Origin of the sequence: Mesorhizobium sp. M7A.F.Ca.CA.001.08.2.1, from assembly GCF_003998455.1 — a bacterium.
Lineage (GTDB): Bacteria > Pseudomonadota > Alphaproteobacteria > Rhizobiales > Rhizobiaceae > Mesorhizobium > Mesorhizobium ciceri.
Map to the genome: position 1 here is coordinate 1 of NZ_RZPW01000578.1, position 4,145 is coordinate 4,145.

5 protein-coding genes are annotated in these 4,145 nt (G+C 61.5%); all 5 read right to left on the reverse strand.

Annotated elements, in window-relative coordinates; genetic code table 11:
- Nucleotides 1-813, reverse strand: an 813-nt coding sequence (locus EN914_RS26675; protein WP_127389355.1) for a flagellin, incomplete at its 3' end; no start/stop codon positions are given.
- Between the two features lie 267 nt (nt 814-1,080).
- Nucleotides 1,081-2,082, reverse strand: a complete 1,002-nt coding sequence (locus tag EN914_RS26680) for a flagellin (RefSeq protein WP_013529788.1) — start codon at nt 2,080-2,082, stop codon at nt 1,081-1,083.
- A gap of 200 nt (nt 2,083-2,282) precedes the next feature.
- On the reverse strand, nt 2,283-3,014 hold the full coding sequence (gene fliP, locus EN914_RS26685) for a flagellar type III secretion system pore protein FliP (protein ID WP_024502690.1): 732 nt from the start codon (nt 3,012-3,014) through the stop codon (nt 2,283-2,285).
- Nucleotides 3,011-3,505 (reverse strand): flagellar basal body-associated FliL family protein, encoded by a 495-nt coding sequence (locus EN914_RS26690; RefSeq protein WP_013529790.1) that lies wholly within the window; start codon nt 3,503-3,505, stop codon nt 3,011-3,013. The genes fliP and EN914_RS26690 overlap by 4 nt, the downstream gene beginning before the upstream one ends.
- 17 nt (nt 3,506-3,522) lie before the next feature.
- On the reverse strand, nt 3,523-4,145 hold a 623-nt coding region (gene flgH / locus EN914_RS26695; protein ID WP_164778926.1), incomplete at its 5' end, for a flagellar basal body L-ring protein FlgH.

A 4,145-nucleotide genomic window follows, 5' to 3' on the forward strand; every position in this document is an offset into this window, starting at 1 on the left:
GTCCATCATGGTGACCATCTGGGTGATGATGCCGTCGGTCACCCCTGGGGCCGTGATGTCGAGGTTGTAGGCGGAAATATTGTCGACCTTGGTGACCGCTCCCGCCGCCGTCTGGCCGGCAGTGTTCGCGGCGATATCCGTTCCTCCGCCCGCGATCACGCCAGCATAGGCGTTGTCATACAGGGTCTGGGCGGCGCCCGTGGAATAGATGGAGGTCTGGCGATCGAGGACGCCCTGGTTCTTGACCTCGGCGGCAAGGCCGTAGTCGAAAAGCTTGGTGCCCTCGACATTGATGTTGATCGTTCCGATCGAGACAGCGCCGGATGAAGAGCGATTGAATGAGGACACGATCTGCGAGTCGGGCTGGACGCCATCATTGGCGGACGTGACCTGCTTGGAGGTCACCGCGAGGAAATTCGAGCCGGAGAAGGTGGCCGCATCGGCAAAGGACTTCATCTGCGTTTGAAGCGCCTTGATCTCGGTCTGGGTCTTCGCCTTGGCGGCATCCGTCTGGCCGACCATGGACAACACCTTGGTCTTGATCTGGCCGATCGTCGTCAGCACGTTGGTGATGCCGGTGTAGGCGGCATCGACTTTCGAGGCGCCGAGGCCGAGTGCATCCTGCACCGTCGACAGGGCCGAATTGTCCGAGCGCATGGTGGTGGCGATCGACCAATAGGCGGCGTTGTCCGAAGCCTGCGAGACCCGATAGCCGGTCGATATGCGGGCCTGTGTCTGTTCGAGCGACTTGTTGGTGGCGCTGAGGCTTTGAAGTGCGGTTAACGCCGAGGCGTTGGTCATGATGCTCGCCAAGAAAGTCGCTCCTTCTCAAAAGCCGACATGCTCAGACATGCCGGATGGGCCTGTTCAACGATTGGCATCGTGCCGGTCGGACCGATTCGCCAACTGTCGTAAGCTATTGGTTAACCATAACTAGCGCGGCATGGTTAACAGCCTGTTAAAAGCTGGTTTTTGAGAGTTAAGGATCGAGGATTGTGCGGGGCTGGAGCAAACGCAAATAGGGCCGCGCTTTTGGCGCGGCCTGAATTTCTAGTGCGAACTGTGGTTGAGCGGAGGCGATCAGCCGCGGAAGAGCGACAGGATCGACTGCGAGGAACCGTTGGCGATCGACAGCGCCTGCACGCCGAGCTGCTGCTGGACCTGCAGGGCCTGCAGACGGGTCGATTCCTTGTTCATGTCGGCATCGACGAGCTGGCCGACGCCGCGGTCGATGGAGTCCATCAGGTCCGAGGTGAAGGTCTTCTGCAGGTCGATACTGCTCTTGGCGGCGCCGAGCGTGGTGGCCGAGTTGGTCATGTCGGCAAGCGCGGAGTCGATGACGGTCAGCATCTGCTTGATCTGCGAATCGCTGGCAGCGGTGCCACCCGAGAAGATGGAAAGCGAGGCGGCCGAATAGGTGTCGGTGGCCAGTGCAGCCGCCCCTAGAGCTGTCTGCGTGCCGGAGACCGCTGCGGCCACACTGCCGTCGCTGCCGAGGCGGTACGTGTCAAGGATGCCCTTCGCGAGGCCCGAGGTGGTACCAGCTTCATAGAGCTTGATGCTTTCCACCTTGACGTCGATGGTCGAGATCGAAGATGCGCCGGCCGCGTCACGGTTGAAGGCCGAAAGGATCTTCACATCGGCAGCCGTCGTGGCTGTTGAGCCGCTGTCTACGGACAGCATGTTGGTGCCGGAGAAGGTGGCGCCGTCGGCGTAGGACTTCATCTGCGCCTGAAGAGCGGTGATTTCGGTCTGGGTCTTTTCCTTCGAGGCATCCGTCTGGCCGTAGGAAGCCAGCAGCTTTGCCTTGATCTGGTTGATGGTGGAGATCGCGCTGTTCATGCCGGTATAGGCGGTGTCGACCTTCGAGGCGCCGAGGCCGAGAGCGTCCGAAACGGTGGACATTGCCTGGTTGTCGGAGCGCATCGTGGTGGCGATCGACCAGTAAGCGGCGTTGTCCGAGGCCTGCGAGACGCGATAACCGGTCGAGATGCGGGCCTGGGTGTCCTGGAGGGATTTGCTGGTGGCGTTAAGGCTCTGCAGAGCCGTCAACGCGGCGGAGTTCGTCATGATGCTGGACATGGTACTCGTACCTTGGTTTTTACAGGTGTTTTTTTGACATACCGGGCCTCCCGGTATGACGGTGCGGCATCATGCCAATGATCTCTGAAATCGATCACCCGCCATCTGCGAGCGAATATGCGGGCAAGTCCCTACCAAAGGGCTAAACCGGACGGTTAATCGAAAATATATTGCTGGAATTTCGAGCCGGCGCGGCAGAGTCAGTTGAAGGAGCGCACCAGGCTGCCGACAAGCAGGTTCCAGCCGTCGATCAGGACGAAGAACAGGATCTTGAACGGCAGCGACACCACAGTGGGCGGCAGCATCATCATGCCCATCGCCATCGTGATGGTGGCGACGATCAGGTCGATGACCAGGAATGGCAGCACGATCAGGAAGCCGATTTCGAAGCCGCGCCGGATCTCCGAGATCATGAAGGCGGGCACCAGGATGCGCAGGTCGACGGTGTCACGCGAAACGGTCTGGCCGCGCTCGCGGGCGAGATCGGCGAAGAGGTCGAAATCCTTGTCACGCACATTGTGCAGCATGAAGGTGCGGAACGGATCGGAAATCTTGTCGAAGGCTTCGGTCTGGGTGATCTGGTTGTCCATCAGCGGCTTGACGCCGGTGTTCCAGGCCTGATCGAAGGTCGGCGCCATGACATAGAAGGTCATGAACAGCGACAGCGAAATCAGGATGAGGTTTGCCGGTGTCGACTGCAGGCCGATGCCGGCGCGCAGGATCGAGAAGGCGATGACGAAGCGGGTGAAGCTGGTCACCATGATCAGCAGGCCCGGCGCGACCGACAGAACAGTCAGCAGGCCGAACATCTGGATGATGTAGCCGACGGTGGTGCCGTCAGCCTTGCCGATGCCGCCGAGATCGATCTGCTGAGCCGCCGCGATGGAGGTGGCGGCGGCGATCATGGCGGTGGCGAGAAGGAACTTTCTCATTCGAGCAGCAATGTCCTGATGAGTACCTGTTTGGCGTGACCCTGGCTGCGGATCGCGGCGCGTTCTTCGAGGTCGGCCTTCAGGTGCTGGTAGCCGCTGGCTCCCTCGATCTGATGCATCTTCAAGGTGCGCACCAGGGCCAGGAGATCTTGGTGGATGTCATCCGACATTGCCTGTGGCTGCGGCGCGTCATAGACGACGGACACCTCCATCCTGATCCAGGTGCCGGCAGGCGAGGCGATGTTGGTGGTGATCGGCGCCAGCACGACAAGCATCGGGCCCAGGCCTGGTTGCTCGGCTGCGGCGGGCTGCATGATCTTACCTTCGTTCTCAGGCGCGACCGGTACCGACGCCGGTGCGCCGACGCCCTTGAGATAACCGCCGGACATCCAACCCACGCCAATGGCGGCCGCCGTCACAAGCAGCAGCATGCCGGCCTGAATGACAGGGGAGGGACCCTTGCGCGGCTGAACCTGTTCAATATTTGCCACGGCGCCCTGCCCCGATCCTAGAACGGAAGAACCTGGTCGAGGATCTGCTGGCCGTAGGCAGGTTGCTGGACCTCGGTGATGCGACCGCGTCCGCCGTAGGAGATGCGGGCCTCGGCGATGCGTTCGTAGGGGATGGTGTTTTCGGCGCCGATATCGGCCGGCCGCACGATGCCGGCGAGCGTCAGCACCCTGAGCTCGGCATTGACGCGCACTTCCTGCGATCCGGTGATCATCAGATTGCCGTTGGGCAGCACATCGGTGACGATCGCCGCGACATTGAGTTCAAGCGTTTCCGAGCGCTTGATCTCGCCGTCAGCCGTCGTGTCGGTGGTGGAGGTGAGAGCCCCGGCGCCCTTGCCGGCGGTGCTCCACTTGTCCCACTGCGCGCTGAGGTCATAACCGAGCTTGCGATTGGCGGTGCGGCTCCTGTCGTTCTGGTTCTTGAAGTTGGCGCGATCGTTGATCTTGATCTTGACCGTCAGGATGTCGCCCTGGGACAGCGCCCGCGGGTCGGTGAACAGCCGGCTCTGGCGGTCGTCCCACAACGAGAATTTCTTGACCGGCACTGGCGGCGTTTGCGGATATCGATAGAGCGAGCCGGTGCTGCCGCCATCGATGCCGGAGCCGACCGGGGACAGGG